Origin of the sequence: Serinibacter arcticus (assembly GCF_003121705.1) — a bacterium.
Classification (GTDB): domain Bacteria; phylum Actinomycetota; class Actinomycetes; order Actinomycetales; family Beutenbergiaceae; genus Litorihabitans.
The window spans coordinates 1,905,111-1,922,819 of the sequence record NZ_PYHR01000002.1; the positions used below are offsets into that span (position 1 = coordinate 1,905,111).

The window sequence follows — 17,709 nt, forward strand, 5'->3', positions numbered from 1 at the left end:
CCGGAACTCCCGCGATTCGTGATTCCCCGAAGTTGGGGCTATTCTTGTCTGCGGCTCGCAAGGGCTGGATCGGGGTGTGGCGCAGCTTGGTAGCGCGCTTCGTTCGGGACGAAGAGGTCGCAGGTTCAAATCCTGTCACCCCGACAAAAATGCGGAGGCCCGCCGGCGACAGCCGGCGGGCCTCCGCATGTGTCTGGTGAGCGGATGCCGGGAGCGCGAGCGCCCGGTGAGGAACGAACCGGTCGCTCGCGCGGCTCCTGTCACCCCCACCCGCCCTGCGGCACACCCTGCCCCTTCACCTCTTCGGCGCCGACCCGCCCCGCCGTCCCGCCAGGTACGTCGCGTCGTCGTTCACGTAGGCGTAGTACAGCCCGATCAGCAGACCGCCCCCACGAAGTTCCCCAGCAGGGCTATCCCCACGTTCGCGGCCGCCAGCCCGACGTCGATCCCGTCCTTGAGCCCGACCTCGAGGAACAGCACCGTGTTGGCGACCGAGTGCTCGAAGCTGAGGAAGGCGAAGATGAACACGGCCACGATCATCACGAGGCACCTGGTCAGGTCGTCCTTGATGTAGCCGTTGTAGACCAGCAGCATCGCCAGGTTGATCATGAAGTTGCACAGGATCGCGCGCACGAACAGGTCGCCCATCCCCGCGAGGCCCTCGTCGAAGTAGGCGAGCTTGTGCTCGACGGCGAGGTTCATCTGCTCGCCGGTCGCGCCCTCGGTGAGCGTGCTGAACCGCAGGAGCAGGGCGACGAACAGCCCGCCGATCGCGTTCCCCAGGAAGCACAGACCGAGGATCCGCAGCGCCTTCCCCCACGTCGTGCGGCGGTGGTACGCCCCGATCGTCACGATCATCATGTTCGAGGTGAGCAGCTCGGACTTGGAGTAGTAGATGAAGACGAGGGCCCAGCCGAACACCAGCGCGCCGGCCAGCCGGCCGATCGTGTAGAGCGAGGTCTCGGCCACCTGCACGGCGTCGAACGCCGCGATGATGCCGAAGTTGGCCCCGTAGAGGATCCCGATGATGATGCCCGCCATCGCCGCGCGCTGCAGGTAGCGGCGAGCGAGCGACCCCGACATCGCGGTCTTCGTCTCCAGCGCCTGCAGCACCGTGGAGATGAACGGCTTGCCCGGGAAGAGCGGGTCGGTCGTCGTCATGGCGCCTACGTTCTCACGCGCCCGGGCGCGTGCGACCGGGCCGCTCGTCCCGACCGGGCCGTGACCCTGGTCACGCCTCGACGGCGACCACCGGCCCCGCTCACCCGTCGCACCCGCGACCTACGATGGAGACGCCCTCCCCCGACGAAAGGCACCCCGTGCTCCGCCGCGTTCTCGCCCCGCTCGCCGTCCTCGCCTCGCTCCTGCTGACGCTCGGCCTCACGGCCGCCCCGGCCTCGGCGCACGACGTGCTGATCTCCTCGACCCCGGCCGACGGGGAGACGCTCACGACGGCGCCGACCGAGATCGTGCTGACGTTCAACAACGACATCGCGCAGATCGGCGCCGAGGTCCAGATCACTGGGCCCGACGGCACCGTCGTCAACGAGGCCCCCACCGTCACCGGGCCGGCCGCGACCGTCCTGCTGACGGGCGAGGTCACCTCGGGCACGTACTCGGTGGCCTGGCGCGTGACCTCCTCGGACGGCCACCCCATCGACGGCACCTTCACGTTCGTGCTCGACCTCCTCGTCGTGGAGCCCCCGACGGCGGAGCCCACGTCCGAGTCGCCGTCGCCCTCGGAGACGCCCACCGAGACCGCCGGCGAGACCGCGAGCGAGAGCGCCTCGGCCGAGCCGAGCGACGTCGACTCCGCCACCGTGACCGAGACCGCCCCGGCCACCGAGGGCGGGAGCGCCGGGTTCGACGTGCCCGGCTGGGTCGTCGCGCTGGTCGCGGTCGGCATCGTCGGTGGCGTGGTCGCGCTGATCGTCCGGATGCGCCGCGACGGCCGCTCCGGCGGCGGTCGGGGCCCGACGGCGTGACCACCTCCACCCCGGACCCCGCCGCCACGACTCCGTCCCCGGCGGCCTGGGAGGCACGGTTCCGCGCCGGGCACGTCTCGCTGCCCGACTGGGCGCAGGACGCCCCGGGGCGCGCGTGCGTCGTCGCCACGCACGACGGCGTCAGGCAGGTCCACTCCTTCGACGTCGCCACCGGGGAGCTGACGGTCGCCACCGACCGCCCCGACGGGACCACGGACGCCACCGTCAGCGCCGACGGCGCCTGGCTGTGGTGGTTCGACGACGAGGCCGGCGACGAGCACGGCGTCTGGCGCCGGCAGCCGTTCGGCAGCGCACCCGGCGACGGCGTGACCACCCCTCTCGAGCTCCCGGCCGCGTACTCCGCCGGCCTCCTGCTGGGCTCGCACGGCGTCGTGGTGACCGGGTCCAGCGACGACGACGGCACCCAGGTGCACGCCTTCGTCGTCGACGACGGGGCGCGCGACGCCGTCGGGCGCCTCCTGTACGCCCACGAGGAGGACGCCGGCGTCGCCGCGCTGAGCCACGACGGCACCTGGGTCGCGATCGAGCACAGCGAGCGCGGCGACAGCCGCCACCCCGCCCTGCGGGTGCTGCGCGTGGCCGACGGCGACGCGGTGGCCGACCTGGACGACGGCGAGGGCCTCGGCCTGAGCGCCGCGGCCTTCGCCCCGCTGGCCGGCGACCCGCGGCTGCTCGTGCAGCACGAGCGCTCCGGCCGACCCGAGCTGCTCGTCTGGGACGTGGCCACGGGCGCGACCACCCCGGTCGACCTCGGCCTGCCGGGCGACGTCGCCGACGCCGACTGGTTCCCCGACGCCGGATCGCTCCTGGTCGCCGTCGACCACGAGGCCCGCACCCGGCTGTACCGCCACGACCTCGGCACCGGCGTGACCACCGCGATCGGCCCGCAGGACGGCACCGTCAGCTCGGCCTGCGTGCGGCCCGACGGCGACGTCTGGTTCAGCTGGTCCTCGGCCGCCGAGCCCCGCCGCGTGCGGGCGCTCGCGGACGACCGCGTGCTGCTGGCGGCGCCGGGCGATCCCGCGCCCCCGAGCGTGGACGTCGAGGACGTGTGGGTGGACGGTCCCGGCGGCCGGATCCACGCGCTGCTGCGCCGTCCCGCCGGGGCGGTCGAGCCGCTCCCGGTCGTCGTCGAGGTGCACGGCGGTCCGACGTGGCACGAGTCGGACTCGTTCGCGCCCGACCTGGCCGCGTGGGTGGACCACGGGTTCGCCGTCCTCACCGTGAACTACCGCGGCTCGACCGGCTACGGCTCGCTCTGGCGGGACGCGCTCGAGGCGAAGGTCGGGTTCACCGAGCTCGAGGACGTCGCCGCGGTGCACGCCGACCTCGTCGCCCGCGGCGTCGTCGACCCCGCCCGCTCGGTCCTGGCCGGGGCGTCGTGGGGCGGCTATCTCACGCTGCTCGGCCTGGGGACGCAGCCGGAGCGATGGACGCTCGGCGTCGCCGGCGTGCCGGTCGCCGACTACGTCGCCGCGTACGAGGACGAGATGGAGGGCCTCAAGGCGTTCGACCGCTCGCTGTTCGGCGGGTCGCCGGACGAGGTGCCCGACGCCTACCGGGTCTCCTCACCGCTGACCTACGTCGACGCCGTCACCGCCCCGGTGCTGATCCTGGCCGGGGCGAACGATCCGCGCTGCCCGATCCGGCAGATCGAGACCTACGAGTCGGCGCTGCGCGCCAGGACCGACGCCCCGCCGGTCGAGGGCTACCGCTACGAGGCCGGGCACGGGTCGTACGCCGACGACGAGCGCATCGCCCAGATGCGGGTCCAGCTGGAGTTCGTGCTCCGGCACGTCGCGCCGTAGCCCCACTCGTCCGCGCGGATCTCGCCCGGACGAATGACTTTCCCCGATGTCAGGGGTCTACCCCACCATGGACCCCATGACCGACTCCCCCGACCCCCGCGAGACCGCCGGCTCCGCCGTCGAGACGGTCGTGGACGCCGAGGACCGCGCGGCGATCGACGCCGCGGCCGAGGCCGAGAAGCCCGGCTGGCGCCGCCGGACCGCCCTGTTCCTCACGGGGCAGACGGTGTCGCTGTTCGGCTCGATGCTCGTCCAGTACGCCGTCATGTGGTACCTCACGCTCACCACGAAGGACGGCACCGTGATGGCGCTGTCGACCGTGTTCGGCTTCCTGCCGCAGGCGATCGTGTCGATCTTCGGCGGGGTCTGGGCCGACCGGCACAACCGCAAGCTGCTCATCATGGGTGCCGACGCCTCGATCGCCGTCGCGACCCTGACGCTCGCGATCCTCATGATGCAGGGGACGAACGACCTGTGGCTGATCTACGCCGCGCTCGCCGTGCGCTCGACGGGCGCCGGCATCCAGACGCCGGCGGTCGGCGCGCTGCTGCCGCAGATCGTGCCCACGAACAAGCTGCTGCGGATCAACGGCATCAACCAGACGATCCAGGCGGGGATGATGCTGCTCGCCCCCGCGGTGGCCGCCGCGCTGTATGCGAACTTCGCGATCGAGATGATCTTCTTCGTCGACGTCGTCACGGCCGTGGCCGGGATCGGCCTCCTCGCCCTCATCCCGGTCGCGACGATCCGGCAGGCGGGGGTCGCCGTGACCGGCTACTTCGAGGACCTGCGCGAGGGGGTGCGCTACATCGCGGGTCACGCGTTCGTGCGCTGGCTGATGGGCCTGTACGCGTTCGTGATGGTGCTGGCGGCCGCGCCGTCGTTCCTCACGCCGCTGATGGTCGCCCGCTCCTTCGGCGAGGAGCCGTGGAAGCTGATGACGCTCGAGCTCGCGTTCTCCGTGGGCATGATGGCGGCCGGCGCGACCGTGGCGGTCTGGGGCGAGAAGTTCGACCGGATCACGCTGATCATGGCGTCGGCCGTCGCGTTCGGCGTGCTGTCGATCGGGCTCGGCCTCTCGCCCAACCTGTGGGTGTTCTTCTTCTTCATGTTCCTCGTCGGTGTCACGGTGCCGGCGTTCTCGACGCCCTCGATGACGGCGCTCCAGGAGACGGTCGAACCGGAGCGGCAGGGCCGCGTGTTCGGCTTCCTCGGCATCGTGAGCGCCGTGGCGATGCCGCTCGGGATGGTGGTCTTCGGTCCGCTGGCCAACGTGTGGACGGTGCAGACCGTGCTGGTGATCTCCGGCGTCGCGACCTTCGTCGTCGCGATCCTGGCGCTGGCTCTCCCGGGCGGGAAGCGCGCCATCGCGGCAGCGCGCGCCCACGGGGCGGGGTCCCAGAAGGTGGGAATCCCGGCCGACACCGCCTCCGGGACCGCCGACGGACCCTAGGCTCGTGCGGTGACCTCCGCGAGCGCGCCCGCCCCCTCCCCCACCGGCCAGGACGGCTTCGACGCCGCCCGCGTCGACGCCTTCACCGCCGAGGACCTCCAGGCCCTCGGCTCGCTGAAGTGGACCGCGTTCCCGCGGTCGATCGGGGCGTGGGTGGCGGAGATGGACTTCCCCGTCGCTCCGCCGGTGACCCGCGCGCTGCAGCGTGCCGTGGCGGACAGCGCCTTCGGCTACCTGCCCACGTCCCTCGTCGCGGAGACGAAGCGGGCGTGCGCGGACTGGTACGCCCGCACCACCGGTTGGGCGCCCGCCGTCGCCGACATCCACCTCGTCCCCGACGTGCTGACCGCGCTGCGAGTCACGCTCGACCACGTGACCGGCCCCGGCACCACGGCCGTCGTCACCACCCCGGCCTACATGCCGTTCCTGACCCGGCCCGAGCTCGTGGGTCACGGGCTGCGCACCGTGGCCGCGGCGCGGGATGCCGACGGCCGGTGGGTCCACGACCTGGAGGCCCTCGACGCGACGCTCGCGAGCATCGACGGCCCCGCGCTGCTGGTGCTGTGCAACCCGTGGAACCCCGTCGGCCGCGTGCTGAGCCGCGAGGAGCTGCTGGCGATCGCCGAGGTCGTCGAGCGGCACGGCGCGACCGTCTTCTCCGACGAGATCCACGCCCCCGTGCTGCTGGACGACGACGCCGCGCACGTCCCGTACGCGTCGCTCAGCCCGGCCACGGCCGAGCACACCATCACCGCGGTCTCCGCCTCCAAGGCGTGGAACCTCCCCGGCCTGAAGTGCGCGCAGCTCCTCGCCACCGGGACGCGCCACCGCGAGATCCTCGCCCGGCCGGCGACGTTCGCCGGCTACGAGCCCGCCACGATCGGTCTCGTCGCCAACACCGCCGCCTACGACCTCGGCGGCCCCTGGCTCGAGGGCGCCCGCACCTACCTGCGGGAGAACCGCGACGCCTTCGCCGCCGCGATCGCGGAGGCGATCCCCGACGCCGTCGCGACCCGACCGGAGGGCACCTACCTCGCGCTGGTGGACCTGCGGGCCGTGCGCAGCGCGTCCGGAGCGGCGCTGCCCGACGACCTCGGAGCGTTCTTCCGCGACCACGCCGGCGTCGCCATCACCGACGGCGCCCTGTGCGGCGCCCCGGGGTTCGTCCGGTTCAACCTGGCGCTGCCGCGCCCGCTGCTGCTGGAGGCGGTCGCCGCGCTGGGCTCCGCCGTCGACGCCCTGGACTGAGCTCGACCGCCCCGCGAGAACGCCCAGGCTCGCGGCCCAGCGGCCGCAGCCGCGAGCTGGAGGGTTCTCGAGGGCTTCGGCGAGCTAGGACCGACCGAGGAGCCACTCCGTCGCGCGCCGGTCCGGCGCCACGCTGCGGGGCGAGACGACCACGATCCCCCGACCGGCCTCGCGGTCGAGGCCGACGAAGCTGCGGAAGCCGCCCGTGCCGCCGTTGTGCCAGGTGATCCGGCGTTCGCCCCCGCCCGGCGACGACGTGACCCACACCGACCCGATCCGGTACGCGCCGACGAAGTCGGCCCGCGGCCGCAGCGCGGAGAGGCCGGGGGCGTCGCCGTCGAGCAGGGCCTGCACGAGCCGTGCGGCATCGGTGATCGTCGCGCGCACCCCGCCCGCCGGTCCGATCCCCTCGCCGACCCACGGTTCGCGCGAGCGGCCGCGGCCCGTGGTCCCGACCATCGCCCCGGGACGGATCTCCCCGCGGGTGTCGGGCACGTGCAGGGAGTCCGCGCCGAGCGGCACAGCGAGGCGTGACTCGAGCAGCGCGGCGTACTCGACGCCGGACCGGGCGGCCACGGCGTGACCGAGCAGCGCGAACCCGAGGTTGGAGTACAGCGGCTTCGGCCGTCCGGCCACCCCCGTGCGCGCCGCCTGGCGCAGCACCTGCGCGAGCGACTCCCCGTAGGGGTTGCGGCCGTGCCGCAGGAGGTCCCACGACCGGCGCCACGGGTGCATCCCGGCGGGCAGCCGCGGCAGCCCGGAGCGATGGGTGGCGAGCGCGTCGAGCGGGATCGCGCCGGCGGCCGTACCGGCGAGCGCGGGCAGGGCGTCACCGAGCGCCGTGGTCCGCTCGACCTCGCCGCGCTCCAGGGCGTCCTCGTAGAGGAGGCCGGTCAGGCCCTTGGAGACCGAGCCCAGCTCGACGTGCTGGGCCGGGTCGACCCCGACGCCGGCCACCCGCACGCCGTCGGGATCGACCACGCCGAGCACGCAGTCGCCGATCCCCCACCCGCGGGCGGTTCCGATGAGGTCGAGGTCCCCGATCACGTCTGGCATACCACCACCCTCGCCCGCGAGGCCGCGTCGGGGCATCGCCCGCGGGGGCGATCCCGCCTCCCCCCGGAGGGGGACGGGGCGACGGCGGAGGTCAGCCGACGTCAGGGGCGCGAGCCGCGTCCCGGACCGCCGTCAGCGCGCGGTCAGCTCCGGTACGAGGACCTCGGCGATCTGGACCGCGTTGAGCGCGGCGCCCTTGCGCAGGTTGTCGCCGGAGACGAACAGCACCAGGCCGCGGCCCTCGGGGCCGCCTGGTCGGCGCGGATGCGGCCGACGATCGACGGGTCGGTGCCGGCGGCGTCGAGCGGCGTCGGGACGTCCGAGAGCACGACGCCGGGCGCCTGCTCGAGCAGCTCGCGCGCCCGGTCGGGGGTGATCGCGGCGCCGAACTCGGCGTGCACCGCGAGCGAGTGCCCGGTGAACACCGGCACGCGCACGCACGTGCCCGAGACGAGCAGGTCGGGCAGCTCGAGGATCTTGCGCGACTCGTGGCGCAGCTTCTGCTCCTCGTCGGTCTCGCCCGAGCCGTCCTCGACGATCGAGCCGGCCAGCGGCAGCACGTTGAAGGCGATCGGCTTGACGTAGAGCGAGGGCTCGGGGAAGTCCACGGCGCGGCCGTCGTGCGTCAGGGCCTCGATCTCGGCGCCGGACTCGGCCAGCGCGCGCACCTGGGACCCGAGCTCGGAGACGCCCTTGAGCCCGCCGCCGGAGACGGCCTGGTAGGTGGCGACGCGGAGCCGCTCGAGGCCGGCCTCGCCGTCGAGCACCTTCAGCACCGGCATGATCGCCATGGTGGTGCAGTTCGGGTTCGCGATGATGCCGCGCGGGCGGTCCGCCGCCGCGTGCGGGTTCACCTCGGAGACGACCAGCGGCACCTGCGGGTCGCGGCGCCAGGCGGAGGAGTTGTCGATGACGACGGCGCCGGCCTCGGCGAACCGGGGCGCGAGCTCCTTGGAGGTCCCGCCACCGGCGGAGAACAGCGCGACGTCGATGCCGCGCAGGTCCTCGACCGAGGTGGCCGCGGCGTCCTCGACGACGACGTCGCTCCCCTTCCAGGGCAGCGTCGTGCCCGCGGACCGTGCGGAGGAGAAGTAGCGGATCGAGGCGACGGGGTAATCGCGCTCGTCCAGGAGGCGGCGGATGACCTCGCCGACCTGGCCGGTCGCCCCGACCACCGCGACGTTCAGCCCGACGCGCGCTCCGCCGTCGTCCACCAGGTGCTGCTCGCTCATCGTCCCGATCCTCCGTACACGACGGCCTCGACCTCGGCCGCGTCCAGCCCGAAGGCCGTGTGCACCGCGCGCACGGCCGTGTCGAGATCCTCCGCGGAGGTCACGACCGAGATGCGGATCTCCGAGGTGGAGATCATCTCGATGTTCACACCGGCGTCCCGCAGGGCGCCGAAGAGCTTGGCCGAGACCCCGGGGTGCGACCGCATCCCGGCCCCGACCAGGGAGAGCTTGCCGATGCCGTCGTTGACGATGAGCTCCTCGTAGCCCAGCTCGGCGGCCAGCGCGTCGAGCGCGGCGCGGACGCCGGCCACGTCGGCGGCCGTCAGCGTGAAGGAGATGTCCGTGCGGCCGGTGCCGTGCACGGAGACGTTCTGCACGATCATGTCGATGTTCGCGCCGGCGCCGGCGACGGTCTCGAACAGGCGCGCGGCGGCGCCCGGCACGTCGGGCACGCCGACGGCCGTGATCTTCGCCTGGCTGCGGTCGTGGGCGACGCCGGAGATGATCGGGGCTTCCATGTGAGCTTCCTCCTCCTCGGTGGGGGTGACCACCAGGGTTCCTTCGAGCATCGAGAACGACGAGCGCACGTGCATCGTGACGCCGTGGCGGCGCGCGTACTCGACGCTGCGCAGGTGCAGGATCTTCGCGCCGTTGGCGGCCATCTCGAGCATCTCCTCGCTCGTGATGCTGGCGATGCGGCGAGCGGTCGGGACGATGCGGGGATCGGCTGTGAACACACCGTCCACATCCGTGTAGATCTCGCAGACGTCGGCGTTTAGCGCCGCGGCGAGGGCGACGGCGGTCGTGTCGGAGCCGCCGCGGCCGAGGGTCGTGACGTCGTTGGAGTCGACGTGCACACCCTGGAAGCCGGCGACGATCGCGACGCTGCCGCCCTCCAGACACGTGGAGATCCGAGCGGGGGTGACGTCGACGATCCGCGCGTTGCCGTAGGCGGAGTCGGTGTGGAGACCGGCCTGCTGGCCGGTGAACGCCTGCGCGCCCACGCCGCGGGCGTCGATCGCGATCGCGAGCAGCGCCATCGAGATCCGCTCGCCGGCGGTGAGCAGGATGTCCATCTCGCGCTGCGGCGGCACGCCGCCCGTGCCGACCTGCTCGGCGAGGTCGATGAGCTCGTCGGTCGTGTCCCCCATCGCGGAGACCACGACGACGACGTCGTGACCCTGCGTTCGCATCGCCACGATCCGGTCGGCGACGCGGCTGATGCTGGCGGCGTCGGAGACCGACGATCCGCCGAACTTGCTGACGATGAGCGACACGAGGCTTCCGTACGGTTGCGGGGCGAGGACCGGGGTCGATTCTAGGACGCGGTCCCCCGAGCGACGGGTGGTGCCCACCACGAGAGACGCCGGGAGCGTCGCCGTCGCCCGGGGGACGACGGAACAAGAACCTGGCCGTGCGGAGGTCGGATCCGTACGCTCGAAAACGACGGGCCGTGGGGGCGGTCCTTCGACCACGAAGCACGACTGACCGGAGCACCCCATGACCTTCTCCCGCCGCGGCTTCCTCATCGGGACCGGACTCGTCGCCCTCCCCGTCGCGCTCGGCGGGTGCGGGTTCGCCCCGTCGTCGCAGCCCACGAACCGCCAGGGCACGCTGACCTTCACCACCTGGGGCACCGATGCCGAGCTCGCCGGCTTCCGCTCCGCGATCACCTCGTTCGAGGCCGCCAACGAGGGCGTCACGGTCGAGCTCAACGCCGTGCCCTACGAGCAGATGTTCACCAACATCGACGCGCAGCTGCAGGCGGGCAACCCGCCCGACCTGTTCCGCGTGCCGTACTACACCTTCGGCGCGTACGCGGGCCGGGGCCAGCTGCTCGACCTGAGCCCCCACCTCACCGCGGAGCGCCAGGACGTCTTCACGCCCCAGGCGTGGGCCGCCGTGCAGAACGACGGCGCCACCTTCGGCCTGCCGCACCACACCGACACCTCCGCGATCCTCGTCAACCGCGACCTGCTCACGGCCGCCGGCATCACCGAGATCCCCGAGACCATCGAGGACGCCTGGACCTGGGAGGAGCTGGCCGAGATCGGCGAGCGGCTCAAGGCCGGCCTTCCCGCCGGCACCAGCCCCTGGGCCTACAACTGGCAGGGCAACGGCGTGACCCGCTGGCTCAGCCTGCTGTTCCAGGCCGACGGCGCCTTCCTCGACACGGACCAGGTCACGCCTCTGATCGACTCCGACGCCGGCCGCGAGGCCGTCGAGTTCGCCAGCTCGTTCTTCTCCAACGGCTACGTGCCCGCGAACAACACGATCGCCTCGTCCAGCTACGCGAGCGAGTCGTGGTTCTCGCAGTCGGTCGCCATGGTCTGGTCGGGGGCCTTCCAGCTGCCCGACGCCGATGCGACCGCCGCCTTCGACTGGACCGCCACGTTCGCCCCGCGCAACGCGCGGCCCGGCGGCGACTTCGGCGGCAACGCCCTCGTGGCCACGGCCGACACCGCGCAGCCCGAGCTGGCTGCGGCCTTCCTCGAGCACGTCACCGACGCCGACCCGATGCGCGAGTTCTGCAAGGTCGCCTCGCTGCTGCCGACGCGGGCCGACCTGCTCAACGCCGACCTCGAGTTCGACGTCCGCAGCGACCTCGCCCCCGTCTTCGCCGCCCAGGCCTCGGTCGTGCAGCCGCAGGACGTCGCCCAGGTCGCCAGCCCGTACATGTCCGCGATCATCCCCGTGCTCAAGGAGCAGCTGGACCTCGCCTTCACCGGATCCCAGGACGCGGCGACCACCGTCGCCAACCTGAGCAGCGGGATCGCGGCCGCCACCGGTGCGTGAGAGCGCGGTGGCCGAGGTCGACGCCGGCGCGTCGACCGCGAGCGGCCGGGCCGTGGGGCCGACACGACGTCGTTCCCGTCGTCCCGGCGCCGCCGGCGAGGCGCTGGCCGCGTACGGCTTCCTCGCGCCGACCTACGTGCTGCTCCTGATCTTCGTGCTCGTCCCTCTCGCGGGGGCGTTCGTGGTGAGCCTGCAGCGCACCGACGGGTTCGGCGCCGGCGTCTTCACGGGCCTGGACAACTACGCGCGGCTCGGCTCGGACCCGCTGTTCTGGCGCGCGCTGGCGAACACCGCGGTGTTCACGCTCATCGTCACGCCGCTGTCGATGGCGCTCGGCCTCGTGGCAGCCACCCTGCTCAACACCGCGCTGCCGGCGCGTGGCCTGCTGCGATCGCTGATCATCCTGCCGATGGCGGTCTCCGGCGTGGCGACGGCGCTCATCGGCGTGCTCGTCTTCGACCAGAACTCCGGCATCCTCAACCGGATCCTCGGCTCGGTCGGCATCGCGCCGATCACCTGGCAGTCCGACCCCGTGCCCGCGTTCGCGTCGATCGTCATCGTCACGGTCTGGTGGCGCACCGGCTTCAACATGCTCATCTACCTGGCGGGCCTGCAGGGCATCGGGCCGGACCTGCACGAGGCCGCGCGGCTCGACGGCGCGAACACGCTGCAGCGCTTCAGGAACGTCACCGTCCCGCTGCTGGGTCCGACGTCGTTCTTCCTCACGGTCCTCAACGTCATCTACTCCTTCCAGGTCTTCGACATCGTGTTCGTCCTCACCGGTGGCGGGCCGGCCGGGGCGACGTCCGTGCTCGTCACCTACGCCTACGAGACCGGCTTCGTCACGCGCGACCAGGGCTACGCCGCCGCGATCGGCATGGTGCTGTTCCTGTTCGCGCTGCTCTTCGCCGCCGCGCAGTGGCGCGCGAGCCGGACCAAGGACGTGGCCGAGTGAGCGCCCCCGTGAACGACCGGGTGGGCGCGCGGCCGATCGGCCGCGTGAGCACCCGGGCGCGACGCGAGCGTCGCGAGCTCGTCCTGCGGACGGTGATCGTCGCCGTCGTCGGCCTGCTGACGATCTCGCCGCTCTACTGGATGGTCGCGGTCACGTTCTCCACCCGGGCCGAGCTGCTCGGCGGGGGCGAGCTGCGGCTGTGGCCGCGGGAGGTCACCCTCGAGAACGTCGAGCGCGTCCTGGGGTCCTTCCCCGTCGCGACCTGGTTCGGCAACTCCGTGGCGATCTCCGCCGTCGTCATGGTGCTGTCGGTCTCCACGAGCCTGCTCGCGGGCTACGCGTTCTCCCACCTGCGGTTCCGCGGCTCGACGCCGCTCTTCTTCATCGGCCTCGCCACGATGGTCCTGCCGGTCCAGGTGATCATGGTCGCGCTGTTCCGGATCATCACGACCACCGGGCTGTACGGCACGTACTGGGCCGTCATCCTCCCGACGGCGGCGTCCGCGTTCGGGCTGTTCCTCGCCCGTCAGTTCATGCTCGGGATCCCGCGCGAGCTCATCGAGGCGGCCCGGCTGGACGGCGCCGGCCACCTGACGGTGTTCCGTCGGATCGTGCTGCCGCTGTCGAAGGCGCTCGTGGCCGTGCTGGCGTTCATGAGCCTGCTGTCGTCGTGGAACGACTTCGCCTGGCCCCTGATCGCGCTGCGGGAGAACCGTCTGTTCACGCTCCCGATCGGCCTGCTGTACCTGCAGGGCCAGGCCAACAGCGACTACGGGGCGACGATGGCGTTCGCGCTGATCAACATCCTGCCGATCGCGATCGTCTTCCTCGTCTTCCAGCGCTACTTCATCGCCGGGTTCGCGCGGAGCGGGATCAAGTAGGACGGCGGCCGCTCACGCGGCGGCCGCTCACCAGGTGCGCACGACCTCCCAGCCGAGCCGCACGATGAGCACCGAGACCACCACGAGCAGCACCACGCGCACGAAGCCGGACCCCTTTGAGATCGCCATCCGCGCCCCGATGTAACCGCCCACGAGGTTGGCCGTCCCGACGATCAGGCCGAGCGACCACAGCACGTGACCGTTGGGGACGAAGAAGATCAGCGCCCCGAGGTTGGTGGCGAAGTTGACGATCTTCGCGATCGCCGAGGCCGGCAGGAACGCGTAGCCGAGGATGCCGACCAGCGCGAGCACGAGGAAGGTACCGGTGCCGGGCCCGAGGAGGCCGTCGTAGAGACCGATCGTCAGGCCGACGATTGCGGCGACGACCCGGTGCTTGTTGCCCTCCCAGCGCAGGTCGGTCAGGGCGCCGAGCTGGGGTCGGGCGAGGACGAGCACCAGCACGCCGACGAGGACGACGACGATGATCGGCCGCAGCGCTGACCCCGGGATGAGCGAGGCGAGCGCGGCGCCACCACAGGCACCGGCGAGGGCCGCGAGGGCCGCGGGCGCCGCCGTCGTGAGGTCGGGCTGGACCCTGCGGTAGAAGGTGATCGAGCTGACCGAGGTCCCCATGATCGAGGCGAGCTTGTTGGTGGCGAGCGCCTGGATCGGCGAGATGCCGGGCGTGAGGAGCAGCGCGGGCAGCTGGATCAACCCGCCGCCGCCCACGACGGCGTCGACCCATCCCGCGGCCAGGCCGGCGAGGACGAGGAGTCCGAGGGTGAGGAGGTCGAGCTCAGGCAACGGCGGGACCGGGTCCCGCGTCGCCGCTCGGCGCGGCGGCCTCGGCGTCCTCCGCGGCCTCGCGCCGTGCGCGGCTGCGGTCGATGCGGGCGCACACGAGCAGCGCGATCCCGTAGAGACCGCAGATCGGCACGGCCATGATGATCATCGAGACGGCGTCGGGCGACGGCGTCGCGAACGCGGCGAAGGTGAAGATGCCGACGATCGCCCAGCGCCACCCCTTGCGCCACGTCGAACCGCGCACGACGCGGACGGCGGTGAGGGCGACCATGATCAGCGGCAGCAGGAAGGCCGCCCCGAAGATCAGCATGAACTGCATGACGAACGTCAGGTAGGTCGCCGTGTTGAGGAGGTTGCGGACGCCGTCCGGCGTGGCCGCGGTCAGGAGGTTCACCGCGTTCGGCAGCACCGCCCAGGCGACCCAGGCCCCGCCGAGGAACAGCGGGACGGCGGCGGCGACGAACACCAGGCCCATCCGCTTCTCGCGTCCGGTGAGACCCGGGGCGACGAACGCCCAGAACTGGTAGATCCACCACGGGCTCGAGGCCAGGGTGCCGAGGAAGAACGAGACCCGGACCTTCGTGTCGAAGGCGCCCAGGACCTCGGTGAAGTTGAGCTCGGTGAGCGTGCCCCCGCCCTCGGCGTCACGGATCGGCCCGGCGAGGACCTCGAAGATCGGCTCGTAGAAGATCCAGCCGACCACGGCGCCGACGGCGACGCCGAGCGCCGCGAGGATGAAACGTCGACGCGCCTCCCGCAGGTGCTCGCGCAGGGCCATGCGGCCGTCGGGGTTGCTCCTGCGGGAGCGCGGGTTCGGCTTGCGGGGCAGCGTCACCACCGCTGCCTCCGGGACACGCTGCTCACGTCAGCGCTGCGAGGAGCCAGGGGGCCACTCGGTGGGGGTGCCGGCGGGGTTCGTCGTCGGGGCGTCGGTCGGGCTGGTGACACCGGGCGTCGCCGTCCCACCGGGCGCGTACGGGCCGGCCGCAGGAGGCTGGTCCTGGGGGTACGGCTGCTGCTGCACGTAGGGCTGCTGCTGGCCGGAGGTCTGCTGGGCCTGGGGCGGCGTGCCCGGGGTGGTGGGCTCGTCACCACGCAGGTCCTTGACCTCCTCCTTGAGGATCTTGGCCGACTTGCCGAGGTTCCGCGCGATGTCCGGAAGCCGGCTCGCCCCGAAGACCAGCACGATGACGAGGATGAGCAGGACGATGTGAATGGGCTGGATGCGCACGAGAACGCCCTCCTTGGGGCTCGGATTGTCCCCACTCTAACCGCTCGCGCTGCTGTCGCCCCAGCCTGGTCGGGGAGGTGCGGGCGGGTCGCCGAGAAGGTCGCCGCGCGGCGACCGCCCGGCGCGCGGAACGGAGCCCCTACAGTGCGGTGATGGCCCTCCCCCCGCCGCCCGCGGCGCTCCAGGCGACCTCGCTGCGGCGGGCGTTCGGCCCCGTCGTCGCCGTCACCGACGCCTCCCTGCACCTCGCGCCGGGGTCGATCACGGCGCTCGTCGGCCCGAACGGTTCGGGCAAGACCACGCTCCTGCTGATGCTCGCGGGTCTCCTGTCGCCCGACTCGGGCGACATCAGGATCCACGGGATGTCGTACGCCGAGCACGGCCCCGACGCCCGGCGCCTCGTGGGATGGATGCCCGACGCCTTCGGCACCTGGGACTCCCTCACCTGCGTCGAGGTGCTGACGACCTTCGGCGCGGCCTACCGGCTGCCGGCCGACGTCGCCCGCGACCGGGCGCGGGGGCTGCTGCGCACCGTCCACCTCGAGGAGTTCGCCGACGCCCCCGCCCACGTCCTCTCGCGCGGGCAGAAGCAGCGGCTCGGCCTGGCCCGTGCCCTGATCCACGCCCCGGGGGTCCTGCTGCTCGACGAGCCCGCGTCGGGGCTCGACCCCCGGTCCCGGGTCGATCTCCGCCACCTGGTGCGGTCGCTGGCCGATGCCGGGGTCGCCGTCCTCGTCTCCTCGCACGTGCTCAGCGAGCTCGAGGAGATGGTCGACGACGCCGTCTTCATCAACCGGGGGCAGACGCACCTGGCCCCGGCGGTCTCCCCGTCCTGGCAGTGGCGGATCACGGTGCTGGACCCCGGACCCCTGCACGCGTGGGCCGCCACCGTGGGCCTGCCGCTCGCCCCCGACCCCGACGATCCCGTCGCGGCGGGCACCGCCCCGTTCGCGGGCGACCTCCGACCCGCCACCTTCCTCGTCCACCTCGGCGGGGAGGCGGCCGCGGCCGCCCTCGTGCGCGACGCCGTCACGGCCGGCGTGGCGATCTCGCGCCTCTCCCCCGCTGCGGGACGCCTCGAGCAGACCTACCTCGCGATGGAGACGGAGCGACGATGAGCCAGCAGCCTCCTCCCCCGCCCGCGACGACGGGCGCGCCGCCGCCGAGCGCCCCGACCTCGAACCCTCCGACCCGCGTCCCGCGCGGTCTGACCTGGTGGGGCGTGCGCACCGTCGCCCTGCTCGAGGTGCGTCAGCGCATCCGGTCGACCCGCTGGAAGGTCGCCCTCGTCGTCTGGTTCGTGATGGTCGGTCTCGTCACGGCCGGGATCGTCGCCGTGATGATGCAGAGCTACACCGGCTACTCGGACGTCGACGGCACCGCACTGATCGGGCGGACCGTGTTCGGGCTCGTCGTCCTGTTCGTCCTGTTCCTCGGGCTGCTCGTCGCCCCGACCCTGACGGCCACGACGGTCAACGGGGACCGGAACGCCGGGACGCTCGCCGTCCTCCAGGCGACGACGCTGTCGTCCTGGGACATCGCCGTCGGCAAGCTGCTCGCCTCGTGGGGCGCCGCGCTCGCGTTCCTGGTGGCGTCGTTGCCGTTCCTCGTGTGGGGCCTGGTGCTCGGCGGGACGGGCGTGCTCGCCGCCGTCGCGACGGTGGCGATGCTCGCCGTCGTGCTCGCGGTGGTGTGCGCGATCGGCCTGGCGACCTCGACCCTCGTGACCCGGCCGGCGGGATCGGCGGTGCTGACCTACGTGCTGGTGGCCGCGCTGTCGGTCGGCACGCTCATCGCCTTCGCCCTGTCGTCGTTCTTCCTCACCACCACCGAGACGGTCCGGGTCTACGGGACGGACTGGTCCACCGACGACACGCAGTGCGTCTGGCGCGAGGAGGAGCGGCAGGTCACCCACACGGAGCGGACGGCCTGGCTGCTCGGCCTCAACCCGTTCGTGATGGTGGCGGACTTCTCGGCCACCGACGAGCCGTACCCGACCGCGCCGCTGAGCGCGATCAGCTGGGCGGTCCGGACGGCGCAGGTGGGCCAGGGGACGGAGATCGACGAGTGCTACTCGTCCGGGGCACCTCCCGCCCCGGAGGCCGCGCCGTACTGGCCGTGGAGCCTCGGGGCGTACCTCGTCATCGGAGCGGGGTCGGTGGTGTTCACGGCGCGGAGGCTCGCGGTCCCGACGGCGAAGCTGGCCCGGGGGACGCGGATCGCCTGAGGCGGTCCGGAC

15 protein-coding genes, 1 tRNA gene and 1 pseudogene are annotated in these 17,709 nt (G+C 72.7%); 10 read left to right on the forward strand and 7 right to left on the reverse strand.

Annotated features, from left to right (window positions below):
* Window positions 1-70 precede the first annotated feature (70 nt).
* Window positions 71-144, forward strand: a tRNA-Pro gene (locus C8046_RS08725).
* Between the two features lie 231 nt (window positions 145-375).
* Here C8046_RS08725 and C8046_RS08730 read toward each other — a convergent pair.
* Window positions 376-1,161 carry a formate/nitrite transporter family protein gene (locus C8046_RS08730; protein ID WP_235866248.1) on the reverse strand — a complete coding sequence of 262 codons (786 nt, stop codon included), beginning with the start codon at window positions 1,159-1,161 and terminating at the stop codon, window positions 376-378.
* A gap of 158 nt (window positions 1,162-1,319) precedes the next feature.
* Here C8046_RS08730 and C8046_RS08735 point away from each other — a divergent pair, with 158 nt between their 5' ends.
* The 4 genes from C8046_RS08735 to C8046_RS08750 all read left to right on the forward strand — a co-directional run bounded on the left by C8046_RS08735 (window position 1,320) and on the right by C8046_RS08750 (window position 6,515).
* On the forward strand, window positions 1,320-1,985 hold the full coding sequence (locus C8046_RS08735; RefSeq protein ID WP_158277175.1) for a copper resistance CopC family protein: 666 nt from the start codon (window positions 1,320-1,322) through the stop codon (window positions 1,983-1,985).
* Window positions 1,982-3,814 carry a prolyl oligopeptidase family serine peptidase gene (locus tag C8046_RS08740; RefSeq protein WP_109229101.1) on the forward strand — a complete coding sequence of 611 codons (1,833 nt, stop codon included), beginning with the start codon at window positions 1,982-1,984 and terminating at the stop codon, window positions 3,812-3,814. Before C8046_RS08735 ends, C8046_RS08740 begins: the two co-directional genes overlap by 4 nt.
* Before the next feature lie 76 nt (window positions 3,815-3,890).
* A complete protein-coding gene (locus C8046_RS08745; RefSeq protein ID WP_109229102.1) occupies window positions 3,891-5,267 on the forward strand; it encodes an MFS transporter in 1,377 nt (458 codons plus the stop codon).
* Between the two features lie 9 nt (window positions 5,268-5,276).
* Complete coding sequence (locus C8046_RS08750) at window positions 5,277-6,515, forward strand: MalY/PatB family protein (RefSeq protein WP_235866249.1); 1,239 nt, start codon at window positions 5,277-5,279, stop codon at window positions 6,513-6,515.
* 84 nt (window positions 6,516-6,599) lie between these two features.
* Here the strand turns inward: C8046_RS08750 and C8046_RS08755 are convergent, their stop codons facing one another.
* From C8046_RS08755 to C8046_RS08765, 3 genes and pseudogenes are all read right to left on the reverse strand, one after another.
* A complete protein-coding gene (locus C8046_RS08755; protein WP_158277176.1) occupies window positions 6,600-7,571 on the reverse strand; it encodes a serine hydrolase domain-containing protein in 972 nt (323 codons plus the stop codon).
* A 132-nt stretch (window positions 7,572-7,703) separates the two neighbouring features.
* Window positions 7,704-8,803 (reverse strand): annotated as a pseudogene (locus C8046_RS08760) (aspartate-semialdehyde dehydrogenase).
* Window positions 8,800-10,080, reverse strand: a complete 1,281-nt coding sequence (locus tag C8046_RS08765) for an aspartate kinase (RefSeq protein ID WP_199224427.1) — start codon at window positions 10,078-10,080, stop codon at window positions 8,800-8,802. The pseudogene C8046_RS08760 and the gene C8046_RS08765 overlap by 4 nt, the downstream one beginning before the upstream one ends.
* Before the next feature lie 223 nt (window positions 10,081-10,303).
* On the opposite strand from C8046_RS08765, the gene C8046_RS08770 reads away from it, so the two are divergent.
* Genes C8046_RS08770 through C8046_RS08780 form a run of 3 tightly spaced genes read left to right on the forward strand, consistent with a single transcriptional unit; the run spans window position 10,304 to window position 13,435 of the window.
* Window positions 10,304-11,599, forward strand: coding sequence for an ABC transporter substrate-binding protein (locus tag C8046_RS08770; RefSeq protein ID WP_109229105.1), 1,296 nt, complete (start codon window positions 10,304-10,306; stop codon window positions 11,597-11,599).
* Complete coding sequence (locus C8046_RS08775) at window positions 11,592-12,554, forward strand: carbohydrate ABC transporter permease (RefSeq protein WP_235866250.1); 963 nt, start codon at window positions 11,592-11,594, stop codon at window positions 12,552-12,554. Before C8046_RS08770 ends, C8046_RS08775 begins: the two co-directional genes overlap by 8 nt.
* Window positions 12,551-13,435: a carbohydrate ABC transporter permease gene (locus C8046_RS08780; RefSeq protein ID WP_235866251.1), complete on the forward strand. Its 885-nt coding sequence runs from the start codon at window positions 12,551-12,553 to the stop codon at window positions 13,433-13,435. The genes C8046_RS08775 and C8046_RS08780 overlap by 4 nt, the downstream gene beginning before the upstream one ends.
* Before the next feature lie 27 nt (window positions 13,436-13,462).
* Here C8046_RS08780 and C8046_RS08785 read toward each other — a convergent pair whose 3' ends face one another.
* Genes C8046_RS08785 through tatA form a run of 3 tightly spaced genes read right to left on the reverse strand, consistent with a single transcriptional unit; the run spans window position 13,463 to window position 15,470 of the window.
* A complete protein-coding gene (locus tag C8046_RS08785) occupies window positions 13,463-14,239 on the reverse strand; it encodes a TSUP family transporter (protein WP_109229106.1) in 777 nt (258 codons plus the stop codon).
* A complete protein-coding gene (tatC, locus tag C8046_RS08790; protein WP_235866252.1) occupies window positions 14,232-15,077 on the reverse strand; it encodes a twin-arginine translocase subunit TatC in 846 nt (281 codons plus the stop codon). The genes C8046_RS08785 and tatC overlap by 8 nt, the downstream gene beginning before the upstream one ends.
* Before the next feature lie 27 nt (window positions 15,078-15,104).
* Window positions 15,105-15,470: a Sec-independent protein translocase subunit TatA gene (gene tatA / locus C8046_RS08795; protein WP_109229107.1), complete on the reverse strand. Its 366-nt coding sequence runs from the start codon at window positions 15,468-15,470 to the stop codon at window positions 15,105-15,107.
* Between the two features lie 152 nt (window positions 15,471-15,622).
* Between tatA and C8046_RS08800 the strand changes: the two genes are divergently transcribed.
* Complete coding sequence (locus C8046_RS08800; protein ID WP_109229108.1) at window positions 15,623-16,588, forward strand: ABC transporter ATP-binding protein; 966 nt, start codon at window positions 15,623-15,625, stop codon at window positions 16,586-16,588.
* Window positions 16,585-17,697: an ABC transporter permease gene (locus C8046_RS08805; RefSeq protein ID WP_109229109.1), complete on the forward strand. Its 1,113-nt coding sequence runs from the start codon at window positions 16,585-16,587 to the stop codon at window positions 17,695-17,697. Before C8046_RS08800 ends, C8046_RS08805 begins: the two co-directional genes overlap by 4 nt.
* The last annotated feature ends 12 nt before the right edge of the window (window positions 17,698-17,709 follow it).